16 protein-coding genes are annotated in these 17,887 nt (G+C 58.4%); 6 read left to right on the top strand and 10 right to left on the bottom strand.

Annotated features, from left to right (window positions below; genetic code table 11):
* The first annotated feature begins 46 nt into the window (after positions 1 to 46).
* The 5 genes from eno to N2601_RS28205 all read left to right on the top strand — a co-directional run bounded on the left by eno (position 47) and on the right by N2601_RS28205 (position 5,591).
* Positions 47 to 1,363, top strand: a complete 1,317-nt coding sequence (eno, locus tag N2601_RS28225; RefSeq protein WP_104827993.1) for a phosphopyruvate hydratase — start codon at positions 47 to 49, stop codon at positions 1,361 to 1,363.
* Between the two features lie 97 nt (positions 1,364 to 1,460).
* Positions 1,461 to 2,462: a VOC family protein gene (locus N2601_RS28220; protein ID WP_104827670.1), complete on the top strand. Its 1,002-nt coding sequence runs from the start codon at positions 1,461 to 1,463 to the stop codon at positions 2,460 to 2,462.
* Between the two features lie 82 nt (positions 2,463 to 2,544).
* Positions 2,545 to 3,759, top strand: coding sequence for an amino acid ABC transporter substrate-binding protein (locus N2601_RS28215; protein WP_199773633.1), 1,215 nt, complete (start codon positions 2,545 to 2,547; stop codon positions 3,757 to 3,759).
* A 93-nt stretch (positions 3,760 to 3,852) separates the two neighbouring features.
* Positions 3,853 to 4,983, top strand: a complete 1,131-nt coding sequence (locus N2601_RS28210) for an alcohol dehydrogenase catalytic domain-containing protein (RefSeq protein WP_104827669.1) — start codon at positions 3,853 to 3,855, stop codon at positions 4,981 to 4,983.
* A 53-nt stretch (positions 4,984 to 5,036) separates the two neighbouring features.
* Complete coding sequence (locus N2601_RS28205) at positions 5,037 to 5,591, top strand: NADPH-dependent FMN reductase (protein ID WP_104827668.1); 555 nt, start codon at positions 5,037 to 5,039, stop codon at positions 5,589 to 5,591.
* 222 nt (positions 5,592 to 5,813) lie between these two features.
* On the opposite strand, the gene N2601_RS28200 is transcribed toward N2601_RS28205, so the two are convergent.
* The 7 genes from N2601_RS28200 to N2601_RS28170 all read right to left on the bottom strand — a co-directional run bounded on the left by N2601_RS28200 (position 5,814) and on the right by N2601_RS28170 (position 13,021).
* Positions 5,814 to 6,809 (bottom strand): phosphotransferase family protein, encoded by a 996-nt coding sequence (locus N2601_RS28200; RefSeq protein WP_104827667.1) that lies wholly within the window; start codon positions 6,807 to 6,809, stop codon positions 5,814 to 5,816.
* A gap of 21 nt (positions 6,810 to 6,830) precedes the next feature.
* A complete protein-coding gene (locus tag N2601_RS28195) occupies positions 6,831 to 7,793 on the bottom strand; it encodes a C-terminal binding protein (protein WP_104827666.1) in 963 nt (320 codons plus the stop codon).
* A gap of 246 nt (positions 7,794 to 8,039) precedes the next feature.
* On the bottom strand, positions 8,040 to 8,894 hold the full coding sequence (locus N2601_RS28190) for a 3-hydroxybutyryl-CoA dehydrogenase (protein WP_104827665.1): 855 nt from the start codon (positions 8,892 to 8,894) through the stop codon (positions 8,040 to 8,042).
* The gene (locus N2601_RS28185) at positions 8,891 to 9,826 is read right to left on the bottom strand and encodes an electron transfer flavoprotein subunit alpha/FixB family protein (RefSeq protein WP_104827664.1); all 936 of its coding nucleotides are present in this window, start codon (positions 9,824 to 9,826) and stop codon (positions 8,891 to 8,893) included. Before N2601_RS28185 ends, N2601_RS28190 begins: the two co-directional genes overlap by 4 nt.
* 78 nt (positions 9,827 to 9,904) lie before the next feature.
* Complete coding sequence (locus N2601_RS28180; protein WP_260304421.1) at positions 9,905 to 10,654, bottom strand: electron transfer flavoprotein subunit beta/FixA family protein; 750 nt, start codon at positions 10,652 to 10,654, stop codon at positions 9,905 to 9,907.
* A complete protein-coding gene (locus tag N2601_RS28175) occupies positions 10,651 to 11,823 on the bottom strand; it encodes a CaiB/BaiF CoA transferase family protein (protein ID WP_104827662.1) in 1,173 nt (390 codons plus the stop codon). The genes N2601_RS28180 and N2601_RS28175 overlap by 4 nt, the downstream gene beginning before the upstream one ends.
* Before the next feature lie 22 nt (positions 11,824 to 11,845).
* Positions 11,846 to 13,021, bottom strand: coding sequence for an acyl-CoA dehydrogenase (locus tag N2601_RS28170; protein WP_104827661.1), 1,176 nt, complete (start codon positions 13,019 to 13,021; stop codon positions 11,846 to 11,848).
* Positions 13,022 to 13,119: 98 nt separating this feature from the next.
* Here N2601_RS28170 and N2601_RS28165 point away from each other — a divergent pair, with 98 nt between their 5' ends.
* Complete coding sequence (locus N2601_RS28165; protein ID WP_104827660.1) at positions 13,120 to 14,049, top strand: LysR family transcriptional regulator; 930 nt, start codon at positions 13,120 to 13,122, stop codon at positions 14,047 to 14,049.
* Positions 14,050 to 14,352: 303 nt separating this feature from the next.
* On the opposite strand, the gene N2601_RS28160 is transcribed toward N2601_RS28165, so the two are convergent.
* Genes N2601_RS28160 through N2601_RS28150 form a run of 3 tightly spaced genes read right to left on the bottom strand, consistent with a single transcriptional unit; the run spans position 14,353 to position 17,881 of the window.
* The gene (locus N2601_RS28160; RefSeq protein WP_104827659.1) at positions 14,353 to 15,264 is read right to left on the bottom strand and encodes an ABC transporter permease; all 912 of its coding nucleotides are present in this window, start codon (positions 15,262 to 15,264) and stop codon (positions 14,353 to 14,355) included.
* Entirely contained in the window at positions 15,261 to 16,361 is a 1,101-nt protein-coding gene (locus N2601_RS28155) for an ABC transporter permease (RefSeq protein WP_104827658.1), read from the bottom strand. The genes N2601_RS28160 and N2601_RS28155 overlap by 4 nt, the downstream gene beginning before the upstream one ends.
* On the bottom strand, positions 16,358 to 17,881 hold the full coding sequence (locus N2601_RS28150) for an ABC transporter ATP-binding protein (RefSeq protein ID WP_104827657.1): 1,524 nt from the start codon (positions 17,879 to 17,881) through the stop codon (positions 16,358 to 16,360). Before N2601_RS28150 ends, N2601_RS28155 begins: the two co-directional genes overlap by 4 nt.
* Positions 17,882 to 17,887: the final 6 nt, after the last annotated feature.

The raw sequence follows: 17,887 nt of genomic DNA, 5'->3' as shown, positions 1-17,887 counted from the left end.
CCTCAATGATCCAAAATCTCAATCCGACTTTGTGGACCAACTGAACATGACCAACACCGAAATCAGAAAAGTGCAGGGCCGTCGCGTCTGGGATTCCCGTGGCAGGCCCACCGTTGAGGTAGAGATCGAGCTGGCGTCTGGCGCGATCGGCAGGGCCATCGCACCTGCCGGCGCATCGACCGGCACCGGCGAAGCTCTAGACCTTCGTGACGGCGGCAGCGCCCTTGCTGGCTTGGGCATCAATAAGGCCTTGGGCGCCGTCAACGGTGAAATCGCCAAGTTGCTGGTTGGCCGGGATGCCAAAGATCAAGTCGAGCTGGATCGTGCAATCATCGAGCTGGATGGCACCCCAAACCGGAGCAGATTGGGTGGAAATGCGTCGGTAGCAACGTCGATGGCGCTGCTTCACGCGGCAGCGGCCGCGGCCGATCAACCGATCTGGCGGTATCTCGCGGGCTCCGACACGGGAATTACCATGCCGCTCCCGGAAATCCAGATTTTCGGAGGCGGAGCGCACGCAGCGCGCCGGGTAGACGTCCAGGATTTCATGATCATGTGCCCTGCTGCCTCGACTTTCTCGGAGGCTTTGGAGTGGACTGCTGAAGTTTACCGCGCGGCAGGCGACATCATGAAACGCACCGGCAAGCTCCAGGGCGTGGCGGACGAGGGAGGCTACTGGCCTGCCTTTACCAGCAATGAAGAGGCTCTTGATGCCTTGGTGCGTTCGATCGAGGCTGCCGGTCTGAAGCCAGGCGGCCAAGTTGCGATATCACTGGACATTGCGGCCTCCGAATTCGGTCGCGGCGGCAAGTATTCGCTGGCACTGGAAGATCGGCAGCTCGATACGGCCGAGATGATCGACATGCTTGGCGACTGGTTGAAGGCCTATCCAATCGTCTCCATCGAGGATCCGCTCGCCGAGGACGATCCGGATGGGTTCAAGGAATTTACCGCGCGCTACGGCTCCAGATGCCAGATCATCGGCGACGACTTTTTCGTGACGAACGCGGCGCGGGTAACCGAAGCGATCAAGGATAAAAGCGCCAATGCGGTTCTGATCAAGCCGAACCAGGCGGGCACGATCACAGAGACGTTCGATGCGCTCTCCGTTGCCAAGAAGGCGGGTTTTCGGACGATCGTTTCGGCCAGATCCGGTGAGACGGAAGATGTAACGATCGCCCATCTGTCGGTCGGGTGGGATGCCAAGCAGCTCAAGGTCGGATCCTTCTCCCGTTCCGAACGGATGGCCAAGTGGAACGAGGTTCTCCGGATCGAGGAGGCCCTCGGAAAAGAGGCTTCGTTCGCCGGATGGTCGGCGCTGGACTTGGCTGAAAAGCCAGCCGCGGCTGCCGCTGTAGGTTAGAATTTCGATGGGCCGGCTGCGGGTCTCGCTCAAAAACAGGCGTTGACAAAAGATCCGGCCCTTTTATGCTAACGTTAGCAAAATGAATGAGGATGAGATGCTTCCGGCTGTTAATTTGAAACCTCCCTTCAACATCACGCGCTTCAGCCATGTCGTGCTTGAGGTCAATGATGTGGAGCGCAGCCGAGATTTCTATGTCAATGTCGGCGGCCTGGTCGAAACAGAATTCGCGGACGGTGTTTCCTACCTTCGCGGATTGTCCGAGGCCTGCCATCACAGTCTTGTCCTGGCACCTACCGGCGGGAAGCCGGCGTGCAGGCGGATCGGTTACCGGGTGTTCCTGGAGGAGGATCTCGACAAGGCCAAGGTCTTTTTTGAAGAGAAGGGGCTTCCGACGGAATGGGTCGAAGTTCGAAATCAAGGACGGACCCTGCTTGTCAGCGATCCGTCGGGCGCCCGCATCGAGCTTTGCTCCAGCATGAGCGTCCATCCCCGCAAGTTTCTCGAGGTGCATGAGCATCGTGGCGCGCGAGCCCAGGGCCTCGACCATTGCCAGGTCATAGTTGCCGATCCGCTGGGTCTAAGTGCATTCTACGGCGAACTCGGCTTCCGGACTTCGGAATATATTGCGGCAGGCGACACTCTCATTGCGAACTTCCTGTATCGCAAAGGTGTCTGCCTCGACCTGGCGTTGGTGCCTGGCATCGGCCCGCAACTGCATCATTTTGCTTATACGGTTCCGGAAAGCAGCGACATCTTCGCCGTGTGCGACTTTGCCAGCCGTTATGGATATGGAGACAGCGTTGAGCGCGGGCCCGGGCGCCATGGTCCTTCGGGAGTCCTGTTCGTCTATCTGCGCGATCCCGATGGACATCGGGTGGAGTTCTTCAACAATCACTACACCACGATAGACGCGGAATTGGAGCCCATTCGTTGGGACGCGGCGTCCCTTAGCACCAATGTGCATTGGGGAATGCCGGCCGTCTCGAAGTGGTTCTTCGAGGCCAGCGAATTTACGGGAGTACCGTTGGAGCACCCCGAGAAAATGCCGAACCCCATGACGCTGGAACGCTACGCAGGAGAGCTGGCGAAGAGGTGAGACCTGCCGCCAGCGGCGGGAGACTGACGCGCTGCGAGAGTCATGAGCACGATGACATGCTGGAGGCACTTGGGAGGAAAAGATGAGTGCGAATTCCACTATACTGAACAGACGAGCATTTCTCGGGTCTGCCGCCGCCGTGGCTGCCTTCAGCGCGATGCCGAGGGCTTTTGCCCAAGAGGGGCCGATCCGCGTTGGCGGAACGCTGCCGTTGACGGGTCCGCTTGCGGGCGTAGGCGCAATCCATAAACTCGCGGCAGAGGTTTTCGTTGAACAGACCAACGCCAAAGGCGGTATTCTGGGACGAAAGGTGGAGTTTGTCCTTCTCGACGACCAATCGGTTCCCGCCAATGCTCGAACGCTCTATGAGCGCCTTGTGACGGCCGACAAGGTCGACCTCCTGATGGGCCCCTATGGCACGTCCTCGATTATCGCAGCAATGGGCGTTGCCGCTCGATTCAAGAAGATGCTTGTTCAGAGCAGCCTTGGCGACCCGAGTCTCGCACCGTATCCGCTGCAGTTCCCGTCTCTTCCGATCGGGGCCGAACCGCAACTGACGGACACCGAGGTCGTTCTCGATGCCTATGCGAGCCTGCCGACCCCTCCCAAGACGATCGCGTTTGTCACCAGCAAATTTCCGTCGGCTCTGACGATTGCCAAGGGCGGCCAGCAAGTCGCTGAGAAGCGTGGCATCAAGAACGTGCTGGATCTTGAATACGAGTTCGGCACGAAGGACTTCGGCGCAATCGCCAACCGCATCAAGGCGGCTGATCCGGACCTGCTGTGGTCCGGTGCGATCGGAATGGAGGCCGTGCAGCTTCTCGATGCAATGAGCCGGATCGATTACCAGCCAAAGAACCAGTTCTACCTGTTCCCGGCACCCGGCCCGACCGCAGCTCACCCTAAAGCGAATGGCTTGACCTCGCTGACCTGGTTTGAAGAGCACGAGCCGTTCCTCAAGTATGACGGCGCTCAGGATTTCGTAAGCGCATATGACAGCAAGGCGAAGGCGGCGGGTTTCCCGTATCCGCGCACCGAGTATCAGGCCGCCGTGGAATATGCTGCGTGGCAAATCCTTGCAGCGGCAGCAGAAGGTGCAGGGAAGTTGGACGACGCCGCGATGGCTGCGTGGTTGCGCTCGAATACCGTCAAGACGGTCGTCGGGCCCAGGACTTTCGACGGCAAGTTCAATGCCGGAAAGCCATCGACGAAGCTCAAGCAAATTCAAGGAAAGGATTGGGTGACTGTCTGGCCTGCGGACTTCCGACCGGCTGGGAAGGAGTTCCTGACCCCCTGACGAATGCCGCCCGGCACTCCCGCCCACCTGTCTGAAACTGAAAAAATGCATTCGGTCGGGCACGGTCCGACCGATGTCCCTATGGAGGAGTTAATGGTTAAAACTATGATCGCCGCTCGGCTGCATGCTCTGCATCAGCCGATGTCGCTGGATGAGATTCCGGTTCCCACGCCCCGGCCCAACGACGTCCTGGTGCAGGTCAGGGCTTGCGGTATCGTGCCCAACATGGCCAACGTCATCAATAATTGGCCAACCTGGTTTCCCCACCAGCCACTACCGAAGTTTCCGGCAGTGTTTGGCTTGGACCCAGCCGGGGTCGTCGCCGAAGTCGGCGAGGCGGTCACCAATGTCAAAATTGGCGATCGTGTCTATGTCAGCCCCCTCAGATCCTGCGGTTCTTGCAAGGCGTGCCGGTCAGGCAATCGCAGCCAATGCCGCTACTACACCTTGAATGGGTACTTCAGCACCAGCCGCGATGGCCAAAGAATCTTTGATCTTTATCCGTACGGCGGCTTCAGCCAGTACATGACTGCCCCGGAATATTCCCTCGTATGCCTGCCGGATAATCTCAGCTTCGAACAGGCCGGTCGCTTCGGCTACCTCGGTACATCATACGGCGCCCTGAAGAACGCACAGGCCGGACCCGGCCAGGTTTGCCTCGTCGATGGGATTACCGGCACACTCGGCGTCGCAGCCACCAAGCTCGGTCTTGCAATGGGCCTCTCCAAAATTCTGGGCACCGGCAGAAACAAAGAATTGATGGACCGCATAAAGGCCATCGCTCCCGACCGCATCGACACAATCCTGCTCGGCGAAGGCTCGACTGGAGAATGGGCAAAGGCTCAAACTGGCGGCGAGGGAGTGGACTTCGTTATCAGTGCGCTGGGTGCGAGAGCCCCGGCAGCGACCGTGGTCGACTCCATGCGCGGGGTTCGCCGGGGCGGTCGTGTGGTTGTCGTTGGCGGCGTCGCGGAAGATGTTCCCGTCGACGTGAAGTGGCTGATGGACGAGCAGGTTCAGCTCATCGGCTCCAACTGGTTCAGCGCTGCCCAGGGGCAGGAAATGGCCGACATGGTCCGCACCGGTGCGCTCGACCTCTCGTATCTCGAGCACAAGATCTATCCGCTCGAGCGGGTGAACGAAGCCATCTCCGGCATCGGCGAACGCGATGGCGGCTTCAGCAACTACGTGGTCGTTCCTCCGGTCCCCGCCGCTTATCAATAACAATCACCGGCGCCGGCTATCACCGACGCCTCCCTCACGCGAAAAGAGAGAACATGTCCAAGAAAGATATCGCGGTCTTGGTTGGAAGCCTTCGTCAGGCTTCGATCAACCTGAAGTTCGCCCGTGCAATGCAGAAAGTGGCGCCCGGCGGGCTGAACCTGGAGATCGTACCGATCGGCGATCTTCCGCTCTACAATCAAGACCTGGAGACGGAGACGCCGCCGGCGGAGTGGACGTCCTTCCGCGAACGCATCAAGGCTTGCGATGGCGCAATCTTCGTAACGCCCGAGTACAATCGATCCGTACCAGCGGTATTGAAGAATGCGATCGAAGTCGGTTCTCGGCCGTTCGGGAAGAGCGTGTGGGATCACAAGCCCGGTGCAGTGACCGGGGCTTCCCCAGGTCTCATAGGAGGTGCGGCAGCGGCGCTTCAACTCCGCGTAATTCTCACCAACATCAACGTTCCTACGCTGCCGCAGCCGGAAGTTTATCTTAGCACCGCAGACAAGCTGGTGGGGGATAGCGGCGAATTCTTAAACGAAGGAACTCAGAAGTTCATCGAAAGTTTTCTCGATGCGTTCGAGGTATGGGTCGCTCGGTTCATGTAAGCAGAGGCTCCCGCACATCAAGCAAATATTCGTTCCCAGCCTGCCATCGCTCCCAAAAAGGGGCGATGGCTTTTCTTTAACAGCCAGTTACAGAACTGACCGCTTCCGCCGCGATGCAGGTCCGAAATCCAACAAATCTTGGAAGAAAATTTCACTGCCACGATGGCAGGCGTTCGTCGCGTTGACGCAAGCTGCGCCAGCCAGATAGTGCATTATCTGGCGTTAGGAAAACCAAGCTTGCGCGATTTCAGCCAGTTTCCTGCGCGGCGAAGCGATCAACGGGACGGCGACTTTGCGCACGAGCATTCGTTGGCTTTCCTCTGTCACGTATTCGACCGGCGATTTGCCATCGACACGAGCGAGAAAGAGGGCAGGTAAAAGGCTCGATGTCCGGGCTTCGACAGCTTCCCGATCTTCCCAATCTACCTCATTGAGGTACGCAGAAGTCAGCGCCTCGAAGGACGCCGCAAGCTCAGGTGCTGCATTCTCTACAATGAGCTTCTTCAACAGTAAGTGATTCAGGCAGAAAGCCAAATCGAAGGCCGGATCGCCGAACCACGCGCATTCTGCATCCAGGAAGACGGGGCCGATCTTGCTCAAGAGAATGTTTTTGGGGCTTACATCCCCATGAACGAGTGCGTGCCTTGTATTAGCGGTACGGTCGACCAATTCTGATAGACGATCGGAGATGAATGGGTGTTTGGCCGCGGTAGCGACCAGATAAGGCTCAAGCCGCAGAGCGTAAAAGTTGCGAGTTGAATCGAACTGTTCGGGTAGCCCGGGCATACGCGCACTCACCGAATGAATCTGCCCGATCCGTCGACCGATAATTTCCGCGGCCTTCAGATCAACATGCCCCTGAAGAAGCTCTGCTTTCCATAGTGGATATTCGTCGCCAGGGAGAAATTCCATCGCAAACACGCCCGACGATGGGTCATGGGCGAGCGGCTTGGGAACAGCGGATGGGAAATGTTTGGCTACGAAGGAGATCCAGTTCCATTCGTACTCATTTCTCGATACCGGGGCTTGCCAGTCGGTAGCGACTTTTAGCTTGGGAAGGGCCCGTTTTACGCAGAGGGCCCGCCCGGGAAGCTCAACTCGATAGATATCAGAAGAGACGCCGCCCGTCAGAGGCTTGTATATTGCTTCCTCTGAAGGTTCTTTTAGCCCGCTCTTCTGTAAAAACACATCGAAAATGGTCATCTCAGATACAGACATGAATTGAGTGTCCTGTGCGATCTAGCGGCGGGGCGTGTTGCGGGGCTGTTCAGGCATTTCTCCAGAGAGAACCCTGACGACTTCTTCCGCGGCGCGGCGGCGTAACTCGATGAGCGATGCGTCGGAAGAAAAAGCGACGTGCGGGGTGATCATCGCCCCAGGGTGATTGATCAATTCTTGCGGAACGCGCGGCTCATCTTCCAAAACGTCAAGGCCGACGCCGCTCAGGATGCCGGATTCCAGTCCATGGATCACGGCCGCAGTGTCGACAACCCCGCCTCGGCTGACGTTGATCAACAAGCTGCCTCGACGCATTTTCGAAACTGCGTCCCGATCGATCAGGTGGTGGGTCGATGCGGAAAGCGGCGCATGAACCACGACGATGTCGCTGTTGCCAAGAAGGGCTTCAAAATCGACCAGCTCGACATTATCAGGGAGGTTGGATGCAAAGGGATCGTGCGCCAATACTTTGCAGCCTAGCGCTTGCATCCTCGCTGCGGTTGCTCGGCCAATCCGGCCAAATCCCACGATGCCGCAGGTTAGTTCTGACAGTCGACGAAGGTTGGCGGAGGCGGGGTCCCAATGACCGCTACGAACCTCACGATCGAAATGGATCAGGCCGCGGGCCCAAGCGATGGCAAAGCCGACCGCGTGATCCGAAACCTCCGCGACACAATAGTCAGGAACGTTCGTCACCCAGACGCCGCGCTCCGAGGCTGCGTCGACAGCGATGTTATCCAGTCCAACGCCCAGACGAGCAACAATCTTGAGATTTGGAGATGCCGCGATCGCGGTTTCGCTGACCTGGGCCCAGCAGGTCAAAATGGCATCCGGCAGATGCTGGACCGCCAACGCATCAATTTCGGCGGCCGAGGATGGTTTTGCGGGTCCGCTCACGAGAGTAAATCCGGCTCGCTCAATGACCTCCCGTTCCACATTGTCATCCGGCCATGCGTAGTCGGTCAGCAACACGGTGCGAGTCATGAAAGATCCTCCTGTTTATGCGAACGTTAGCGCAAGCGTGCTATCTGAGTCAAGGAAAATTGGTGATCGATAGGAGGCTGTCGCTAACTGTTTCGGAGCGCGGATGCATCCAGCATCGCCGCATCGATAGCTCGACGTTGCGATCATTAAATTTATGCTAACGTTAGCATAAATTACGGAGCGCACGATCCTTTATGCAAACTCTAAGGGTTAATTGACAGGATCGACCTGATCTGCCCGAACAATCTATTTACCACGATAGTCATAAAATCCCCGACCTGCCTTACGTCCAAGCCAACCGGCTTCAACATATCTCACGAGGAGAGGACAAGGCCGGTACTTTGGGTCTGCCAAACCTTCGTGCAGCACTCGCATGATCGCAAGGCAGGTGTCGAGACCTATGAAATCGGCCAATTGCAACGGTCCCATGGGATGGTTAGCGCCAAGTCTTACCCCTGTATCAATGGCTTCAATGCTTCCGACACCCTCGTAAAGCGCAAAAATGGCCTCGTTGATCATCGGCAAGATTATTCGATTCACAATAAACGCGGGGGAATCTTCTGAGGTCGTCACCTGTTTGCCGAGCTGTGCGGCGAAGCTTTTGGCCGCCTCGTATGTTTGTTGCGACGTGGCCATTCCTCTTACTAGCTCAACGAGCTTCATCACCGGAACCGGGTTCATAAAGTGAATGCCCATGAAACGGTCTGGCCGGTCCGTCGATTTTGCAAGACGAGTGATCGAAAGAGATGAGGTATTGGTGGCGAGGATCGCCTCGGGCTTCAGGATCGGACATAGCCCTTCAAAAATATTTTTCTTAATATTCTCGTTTTCTGTCGCTGCCTCTACCACGAGATCACAGTTGCCCAAGTCACCGATGGAGTCCGAACCGCTGAACGTTCCCTCCAGACGCCGATCTTCACCAACCTTTCGACTCAGCGAATGGCGAACTTTCTCTATACCCTCGCAGACGCGCTCGTTCGAGACATCGTAAAGCCGTACGCTAAGCCCAGCTTGGAGGGAGACTTGGGCAATGCCGAGCCCCATCTGTCCGGCGCCGATGATGCCGACCGACCGGATTGGAATTGGACCTTGATCGTTCATGATATTGCTTGCTCAAACTGTGGTAGGATTTCGAAGAGATCGGCGACGAGGCCGTAGTCGGCGATCTGGAAGATCGGGGCCTCTTCGTCCTTGTTGATGGCGACGATGACTTTCGAGTCCTTCATGCCGGCGAGATGCTGGATGGCCCCGGAGATGCCGCAGGCGATATAAAGCTGCGGTGCCACCACCTTGCCGGTCTGGCCGACCTGCCAGTCGTTCGGGGCATAACCGGCATCGACGGCGGCGCGGGATGCGCCGACCGCAGCCCCGAGCTTGTCGGCGACGGGAAGGATGACTTCCTTGAACTTCTCCGCCGAACCGAGGGCGCGGCCACCGGAGATGATGATCTTCGCGGAGGTGAGTTCCGGACGATCCGAGGTCGACAGCGCATCGGCAACGAAGCTGGAAAGATTGGGACCGGCCGTAACCGAGTCGCTTTTCACAATAACGGCCGATCCCTCTTCGCCTGAGGCGGCGAAAGAAGAGGTACGAATGGTGATCACCCTCTTGGCATCGGTCGACTGCACCGTCTGGATGGCGTTGCCGGCATAGATCGGTCGCTTGAACATATAGGGCGAAAGAACCTCGATGATCTCAGAGACCTGAGCGACATCGAGCAGGGCGGCGACCCGCGGCATGACGTTTTTGCCGACGGAAGTGGCCGCCGCGACGATGGTGTGATAACTCGCCGCCAGCGACACGATCAGATCGGCAAGCGGTTCGGCGAGATTGTTGGCAAGCGCGTCACTTTCGGCCAGCAGCACCTTGGAGACGCCGGCAAGCTTGGCTGCCTGCTCGGCAGCCGGCCTCGCGTCCTTGCCGGCGACAAGCACATGGACTTCGCCGCCGATCTGTGTCGCCGCCGTGAGCGCCTTGGCGGTCTGGTCGGAAAGGTGGTTGCTGTCATGATCAGCCAGAAGAAGAATGGCCATGGGTCTTATCCTTTACATTTGCTGAGTCCATGCTCTTGACCGAAAACCGGTACCCACTTTTCGGGAGCATGAACGGCCTCAGAGCACGCCGGCTTCGGTCTTGAGTTTTTCGACCAGCTCGGCCACCGACTTGACCTTGACGCCCGCCTTGCGGCCCGACGGTTCCTCGGTCTTCAACACCTTCAGGCGCGGCTCGGTGGAGACGCCGAAGTCGGCAGGTGCCTTCTTGTCGAGCGGCTTCTTCTTTGCCTTCATGATGTTCGGCAGCGAGGCATAACGCGGCTCGTTGAGGCGCAGGTCCGTCGTGACCACCGCCGGCAGCTTGACCTCGATCGTCTGCAGGCCGCCATCCACTTCGCGGGTGACCTTGGCGCTTCCCTCACCGATCTCGATCTTCGAGGCGAAGGTTGCCTGCGCCGAGCCCAAGAGGGCCGCCAGCATCTGGCCGGTCTGGTTCGAGTCATCATCGATCGCCTGCTTGCCGACGATGATCAGGCCGGGCTGTTCGGCCGCGGCGACCCCTTTCAGGATCTTCGCCACTGCCAGCGGCTCGACCTGATCGTCGGTCTCGACCAGCACCGCACGATCGGCCCCCATGGCGAGCGCCGTCCGCAGCGTCTCCTCGGCCTTGGCCGGGCCAATCGATACCACCACCACCTCTTCGGCCTTGCCGGCTTCCTTCAGCCGCAGCGCTTCCTCGACCGAGATCTCGTCGAACGGGTTCATCGACATCTTCACATTCGCAAGCTCGACACCCGTGCCATCCGCCTTCACACGGATCTTCACGTTGTAATCAACCACCCGCTTCACCGGGACGAGAATCTTCATGGAAACCTTCCTTCAACATGATCGCCAAGACCGATTTCGGCCAGGATCTCCGCAGTGTGCTCACCCAATCGGGGCGAGCGGCGGGATGGGTTGAACGAGGCCCCCGAAAATCTGATCGGCGTTCGTAAGCCCGGCACACCATCGAGTTCGACGAGCATTTGGCGATGATGGAACTGCTCGTCGGCAAACAAGTCGCCAACCGTATTGATCGGCCCCGCCGGCACGGTGGCTTTTTCGAGTGCTTCTAAAAGACTGTCTCGGGTCCATAAAGCCGTCTTCGCGGCCAACGTTTGTTCAAGAACAAGCCGGTTCTGGACACGTTGAGCGTTTGTCGCGAACGCCTCGCTGACAGGCAGCTCAGGCATGGCCAACACCTCACACAAACGGGAAAATTGGCCGTCGTTTCCGCAGGCGACGATGATATAGCCATCAGCAACAGGAAAGGTCTGATACGGCGCAATATTCGGATGGGCATTGCCCATGCGCTTCGGCGTAACTCCCGAAGCCAGGAAATTCATGCTTTGGTTGGCCAACACCGCAGCCATGCAGTCGAAAAGCGCCATGTCGATGTGCTGGCCGCAACCGCTGTCTTCGCGTGCTTTCAGAGCGGCCTGAATAGCAATGACGCCGTAAAGGCCTGTGAAGATATCGGCGAACGCGACGCCCACTTTTTGCGGCGACCCATCGGGCTCTCCCGTCAAATCCATGATGCCGCTCATGCCTTGGATCATGAAGTCATAGCCTGGCCGGTGCGCATATGGGCCAGTTTGGCCGAAGCCGGTCACGGAGCAATAGATCAAGCGCGGATGTGTCGCTTGGAGGCTCTGGTAGTCGAGGGCGAACTTCTTCAACCCCCCGACCTTGAAGTTCTCAATGACTATATCAGCGGAGGCGATCAGCGCCCGGACGGCTCTCATGTCATCGCTTGAGTTGAAATCTGCGATCATCGATCTTTTGCCGCGATTGCACGCGTGAAAATAGGCGGCCGAGCGCTTGCCTTCGCCTTCGTCGATGTACGGCGGACCCCAATGGCGGGTGTCGTCACCGTCCGGACTTTCGATTTTGATGACATCGGCCCCCAGTTCTGCCAGCGTTTGGCCGATCCACGGACCTGCCAGGATGCGAGCAAGTTCCACAACCTTCAGTCCGGCGAGGGGTGCTTGCGACATTATATGTCCTCGATGATGGGGATCAGAAGAAGGCTTGAATGCCGGTCTGAGCGCGGCCGAGGATGAGAGCATGGACATCATGTGTCCCCTCGTACGTATTGACGGTCTCAAGGTTCTGCGCATGACGCATGACATGATACTCGATCTGAATGCCGTTGCCGCCGTGCATGTCGCGGGCTTGCCGAGCGATATCGAGGGCCTTGCCGCAATTGTTACGCTTGACGATGGAAATCATTTCCGGCGCCATCTTATGATCGTCGAGGAGCCGTCCGACACGCAGCGATGCCTGAAGCCCGAGTGCGATCTCCGTTTGCATATCGGCGAGCTTCTTCTGATAGAGCTGCATACCTGCAAGCGGCTTGCCAAACTGCTTGCGATCAAGGCCGTATTGCACGGTGCGAATCCAGCAGTCCTCCGCCGCACCCATGACGCCCCATGAGATGCCATATCGCGCTCGGTTAAGGCACCCGAAGGGGCCTTTGAGGCCTGAGACATTCGGAAGCAGTGCGTCCTCTGTGACCTCGACGCCGTCCATAACGATCTCGCCGGTGATCGAGGCACGCAGGCTCAGTTTGCCGCCGATCTTCGGAGCCGAAAGGCCCTTCATGCCTTTTTCGAGCACGAAGCCGCGGATCTCATTGTTATGGGCCTCGGATTTCGCCCACACGACGAAAACATCGGCGATTGGCGAATTGGAAATCCACATTTTCGCACCGCGAAGACGATAGCCGCCTTCGATCTTTTCCGCGCGGGTTTTCATGCTGCCCGGGTCTGAGCCCGCATCCGGCTCCGTCAGGCCGAAGCAGCCAATCAAGTCGCCGGAAACAAGGCCCGGAAGGTATTTCTTTTTCTGATCGCTCGAGCCGTAGGCAAAGATTGGATATATGACCAGTGAGGACTGCACGCTCATCATAGAGCGGTATCCGGAATCGATGCGTTCGACCTCACGGGCAACAAGGCCGTATGCCACATAACTCGCATTCGCGGCGCCGTATTCCTCTGGCAATGTTATTCCAAGAAGCCCGGCTCGACCCATGAGGCGAAACAGCTCGGGATCCGTAACTTCATCAAGATAGGCCTCCTGAATGCGAGGCAGCAATTCTATTTTGGCGAAAGCCGCTGCTGTGTCGCGGATCATCCGCTCGTCTTCCGCAAGCTGTTCATCAAGGAGAAAAGGGTCGTTCCAGGCGAACGTCATCGTCGTATCTCACATTTGGACTTCCTCTAGGATGTCAGCAAATCTGCGCAGCGAGAAACGATGTTTACTCATCGAGGTATGAGGTATAGTTATAGCTGATGGATCCGCTACAACGTCGTCTGCTGCCCTCGACAACCGCTCTGGCGGCATTCGATTCCGTCGTCCGCCTCGGAAGCTTTTCCGCCGCTGCCGTTGAGCTGACGCTGACTCAGGCGGCGATAAGCCGCCAGATTCTGACGCTCGAGGAGCGGCTTAACACGACGCTTTTCATACGCGGCGGGCGCGGCGTGGCGTTGACGCCTCAAGGCGTCGTCTACCACAAATCGATTCAAGAGGCTCTTGCGTTGATCCGAACTGCCTCGTTGCACGCTATAACGGGCTCGCCATCGGCAACGCTGAACCTTGCCATTCTACCGACGTTCGGAACGCGGTGGCTTCTACCTCGCATTCCAAATTTCGTTTCTGAGCATCCCGAAGTGACACTCAATTTTGCAACGCGTATCGGAGTCTTTGATTTCGCAAGCGAAGGCATTGACGCGGCGATCCACATCGGCGGCGATGACTGGCCGAACGGCGAGTGTACGTTTCTTATGGAAGAGATCGTCGCACCGGTTTGCAGCCCTGCGTTCTTGAAAGACAGTGCAATTGTCTCGGAGCAGGATCTTCTACGCTTACCGCTTCTCCAAATGCGCTCGAGACCCCTTGCTTGGGAAGACTGGTTTTCGAGCCTGGGAATTGAAGGCAAGCCGCTAGCAAATATGGGTTTCGAGCAATTTCTCGGTGTTGCTCAAGCTTGCATCGCGGGTCTCGGCGTAGCCTTGATGCCTCTTTTTCTCATCAAACCTGAATTGGACAGCGGGCAACTCATTGTTGCCTCACATCATCGGGTGCGAAGCAGAAGCAATTACTATCTTGTGTCACCGGAAGGGCTGGAGCCTCCCAAGCCTGTCAAAGCATTTCGAGAATGGCTTCTGCGAGAGACAGCGGAATTCCGTGAATTGGAATCGGCTTCATTGCCTAGCCAATAGTGACATTGCCCGAACCAAATGGACTCCGTCGACCGGAGGGGGAGCACTCGGCCTACACAAGTGGATGGACCGCACGGCGGTAGCTTGCCGTCGTTCTGTCCTTGCCGCGCCAGGGGAGCGTCCGAAGCAAACGACCAAGGTTATAGATTTGCACTTTTTAAGCCTGTCTATCCATGTAGGAAATTCCGGCGAGTCTCGAAGACTTTTGCGATGGCATCGACGACGACGCCCTTCAGAGCGCTGCGAGGCGAACGTCATGGCTTATGCAAACACCGAGTCCTGTAACCCTCGGCGCAAATACAGTCACCGCTCGAACGGCTCGCCGAGTGAGGCGACGCCGTTGAGCTTCAGTAGGCGGCGATCTGCCGAGATGATGCCGAGGACGATGATCGTCACGAGATAGGGCAGGCATGCCAGCAGTTGTGAGGGAACGGCAAGCCCGCTTGCCTGGGCGGCAAGACCCATCAGCGATACCGCGCCAAACAGGCAGGCGCCTAAGAAAATCCTTGATGTCAGCCAGGTGCCAAAGACAACAAGAGCAATGGCAATCCAGCCACGACCGGCGATCATGCCGTCCGCCCAGAGCGGCGTGTAGATCGTCGCGGCGTAGGCACCGGCAAAGCCTGCCATCATGCCGCCGAACGCAACTGCGGCGAAACGGATCGCGACGATGGGATAGCCGATAGCATGGGCGGCTTTCGGATTTTCACCGACAGCGCGCAGGACCAGGCCAATCTTGCCGTAGGCAAACAGCGCCCAGATGCCTAAGGTCAAGACAAGGGAGATCCAGACGACGATATCCTGATTGAAGAGCCCGCCGACGACGGGAATCTCCGAAAGCCCGGGGATCGCGATCTTCGGCAGCGTGGTGACGGTCAGGCTTTCATAGCTTTTGCCAAACAGCGCCGAGAGGCCCTGACCGAGAATCCCGAGCGCAAGACCGGCCGCGACCTGGTTTGCGTTAAACCCCAGAATGATACCGGCAAAAATCATCGAGAGGAGAGCGCTTCCGAGACCGGCCGCGAGGAAAGCCAGAAAATGACCGCCCCCGTGATAAACAACAATGAACGCGATGACGGCACCAAGCGCCATTAGTCCCTCGACGCCGAGATTGAGGACGCCGGCGCGCTCGACGACAAGCTCACCTAAAGCCGCCAGCAGAAACGGGGTTGCGGCCGCCAGCATGCCCGCGAGAATGAACTCGACAGCGCTCATGATGCGCTCCGGGCGGACACGGGGCGCCATACGATGCGATAGCGCACGAAAGCCACGGCGATGAGATAGATGAGGAGCAGACTGCCCTGGAAGACGCGGACGGCCGCGATGGGTAGATTGGCGGAAACCATGGCATTGTCGCCGCCGATGTAGAGCGCGGCCATGATGATCGAGGAAATAACGATGCCGATCGGATTGAGACCGCCGAGATAGGCAACGATGATGGCCGCGTAGCCATACCCTGTCGAGATGGAGCGCTGTAGCTGACCAAGGGGGCCGGCAACTTCGGCAGCGCCGGCAAGACCGGCCGCCGCACCGCCGATGATCAGCGAGAGCCAAATTGCCCAACTCTCCTTGAAGCCGGCATAGCTTGCCGCGCGGGGAGCCAGTCCGCCAACCTGCAATTTGTATCCGGCGAAGCTTTTCTGCATGAAGATCCATGCCGCGATCGATAGGCCGACCGCGAGGAGAAGCGAGACATTGACGCGCGTCCCTTCGAACAGGATCGGCACCATGGCATCGTACTGGAACATGACCGACTGCGGGAAATTGAAACCGTTCGGATCTTTCCATGGCCCGAGAAGCAGATAATTGAGCAATTGTGCGGCGACGAAGCTCAGCATCAGCGAGACGAGAATTTCGTTGGCATTGAGCCTGACGCGCCAGAAGGCGGTGAGGGAGGCCCATACCGCACCCCCGATGGTGCCGAGCAGCAGCATTGCCGGCCAGATCCATTGGCCCGTTGCCTGCGGCATCCAGATGGGTATGGCGGAGGCGAAGATTGCGCCGAGAATGAATTGACCCTCGGCACCAATGTTGAAGACCTTCGCCCGAAAGCCGATCGCCAGACCCTGTGCGATGAGAAGCAGTGGGCCGGTTTTCAGCAATACTTCGGAGAATGACGCCCAGGAGAAAAATGGCTCGATCAACATGGCGTAGATCACCGCTGCCGGATCACGACCCATGGCGACATAGAGGCCCAAATTAAGAGCGATAGTGACGATGAGGGCGATCGGCGGCGCAAGCAACTTCGCGGTGAACGAGGCCCGTTCCCGGCGAACGAAGGTGGGTAGGGCGGCGGAGAAGGAACTGCTCATGCGGATAGCTTTTCCCGTTGGGGCTGTGCGCCGATCATGTATCGACCGATCTCTTCCGGTTTTGTATCGCGTGTGACGAGCGGCGGGCTCAGCGTGCCATGATACAGGACCTGGATGAAGTCGCTGAGCTCGAACAATTCCTCGAGCTCTTCGGATATGACGAGAATGGCCATGCCTTGATTGCGCAGCTCGATCAGCCGCTTGCGAATGGCAGAGGCCGCGCCGACGTCTACGCCCCAGGTTGGCTGCGCAAGGAAGAGCAGTTTCGGCGCCAGCATGATTTCGCGTCCGACGATGAACTTCTGCAGGTTTCCCCCGGAAAGTGAGCCGGCTTCCGCATCCGGGCCTGGCGTGCGCACGTCATAATCCCGGATGCACTCGTTTGCGAAGGCGGTGGCCCTGGCGCTGTCGAGGAGACCATGCCGCACGAGCTTCAAGGGATGAGCCGTCAGCAGGCTGTTGAGCGTCAGCGACATCTCGGGAACTGCGCCGTGACCGAGCCGGTCTTCCGGGACGAAGGCAAAGCCCAGTTTTCTACGGCTGGCGGCGTCGAGGCTACCCACATCCCGTCCCATCATGAAGATCTGGTCGCGCTTGTCCCGTGGCAGGGTCGTTTCCCCCGAAATCAGCGCGGCAAGTTCCTTTTGTCCATTGCCGGAAATACCGGCAATGCCGAGAATCTCGCCGCGGCGCACGCTCAGGCTGACAGCGGAGAGCGGCACTGCGAAAGGATCGCCTGGCCGGTAATCGAGGCCAATGATTTCTAGGCGCTTTTCGCCCTCGGCCATAGGCAATGCGGCCATCGGCTCCGGCATATCGCGGCCAATCATCATGCGGGCGAGATCATGGGCGTCATGCTCGCGCGGATCCACATGTCCGGTCACGCGTCCGCCGCGCAGGATAGTGGCACGGTCGCACAGGGACTGGATCTCCTCCAGCTTGTGCGAGATGAAGAGGATCGACACGCCGCCGTCGCGAAGTCGGCGCAGCGTGTCGAACAGCTTCCCGACGGCTTGCGGCGGCAGGACCGATGTCGGCTCGTCGAGGATCAGCAGTTTCGGATCGGTCAACAAGCATCGGATGATTTCCACCCGCTGCCGCTCGCCGACCGACAGTTCATGCACGTGGGCCAGCGGATCGACTTCAAGTCCGAATTCATCCCCCAATGTGCGGATGCGCTTCGCAAGTTCGGCCGTTCGGCCTGACACGATCAGCCGGATGTTTTCGACAACCGTGAGACTCTCGAACAGCGAGAAATGCTGAAAGACCATCCCGATGCCGGCACGCCTCGCCTCCGCGGGGGAGGCAAGGCTGAGGGGCTGTCCATACCAGGCAACAGTCCCGTCGTCCGGTTGTTCGACGCCGTAGATCAACTTCATCAGGGTCGATTTGCCGGCGCCATTCTCTCCAAGGATGGCATGGATCGAGCCGGGGACTACGTCCAGATCAATATGCTGGTTGGCATGGACCTGGCCGTAGCTTTTGGAGATGCCGCGCAGCGACAGCAGCGGGATGGTCATGATTGA

Origin of the sequence: Rhizobium sp. CB3060 (assembly GCF_025200735.1) — a bacterium.
Taxonomy (GTDB): Bacteria; Pseudomonadota; Alphaproteobacteria; order Rhizobiales; family Rhizobiaceae; genus Rhizobium.
The sequence above is the reverse complement of the archived record's forward strand: the minus strand, read 5'-3'. Positions and strand labels throughout refer to the sequence as shown.